At 40.9% G+C, this 1,121-nt stretch carries 2 protein-coding genes; one reads left to right on the forward strand and one right to left on the reverse strand.

The window, feature by feature from the left end:
* A partial coding sequence (locus B4F08_RS05640) for a hypothetical protein (RefSeq protein ID WP_291373704.1) occupies positions 1-440 on the reverse strand: 440 nt, incomplete at its 3' end.
* Between the two features lie 114 nt (positions 441-554).
* Here B4F08_RS05640 and B4F08_RS05645 point away from each other — a divergent pair.
* A complete protein-coding gene (locus B4F08_RS05645; protein ID WP_086210199.1) occupies positions 555-950 on the forward strand; it encodes a DUF3144 domain-containing protein in 396 nt (131 codons plus the stop codon).
* Positions 951-1,121 lie beyond the last annotated feature (171 nt).

Below are 1,121 nucleotides of genomic sequence, written 5' to 3' on the forward strand. Positions count from 1 at the left end.
CTGAGGTCAATAAACTCCCTATGCGCAACCAAGGCGGCATTATCATCGCTGTCCAACCAAGCGCGCATAGCTTGGATTTGCTCGGGTTCAAACTGCCCACATTTTTCGATTAAGCTCGCAATACCGCGAAAACTTTTAGACTCTTTGGCACGGGTTTTATTAATCCGAATACGATCGACGTGAAAATAAAACAGCGGTAAATTCAAATGACTGGGTAAATGAATCGCGTCCAGTACCTCATCTTCCATAAAGGGTTGGAATAAGTCTTGCGCCCGCTCAAGCAAACCCGTCCACTGACGGTAGTAGTCCTCAACCTCTGCTTTTGTAGCGTAATAAATCGGTAAGCCTTCGACATTGGCCAAATTTTGTGGTGGCCAAATGTTTTGACGCAATAATGCAATATCACTTTTTAAACTTTGTACCGCAATCGCATCTTGCATGAATATTCTCTATTTTACTGCTTAGGCTATTTTTAGATTAAGGCAAAGGTTTAGTTTCTGCAAGGCTTTGCCTATAATGCAGTCTGAGTTATTTATGTATTTTAGGACAAGTTCATGGTTCAGAAGATTGAAGCAACAGATGTCACCGAAGAAGAAGCGTTGAATGCTAAATTCTTTGAACGTGCAGATGAATTTATTAAGCAAGCAAACGATTTTTGTCGCACTGAAAAAGGTTCACAAGTGAAACCTGCTGAAATGCGTGGACAAGTGAGCGCAGCAATGTTGTTTGGTACAGCCCGTTTTAACACGTGGGTAGCAGCCAACAACTTTAAAGATGGCGATGAAATGCGTGATGCCAAAGAGCAAGTCATGTCTTATATTTTGCAGCAATTCCAAATGATGCTGGAAGACAACTATGACGAATATTGTGAACAGTTTGAAAACTATCTTCGTTTCCGTCATAACGAAGAATTTCATGCCAATAAGCATGACCACAAACACGATCACTGATCAATCAAAGCCTGCCTCGTGCAGGCTTTTTTCATTTCGTCGTATTTGAAATGAAATACAATGTTGCAATACCTCAATTTGCAGTAAGGTAATCCTGAAAGAATATAATTTAGGGAAAAACATGCAGCATTTGGACTTTGCACTCATTGATCCGCACATTCACCAGTGGGA

Origin of the sequence: Acinetobacter sp. UBA6720, from assembly GCF_002454215.1 — a bacterium.
Classification (GTDB): Bacteria; Pseudomonadota; Gammaproteobacteria; order Pseudomonadales; family Moraxellaceae; genus Acinetobacter.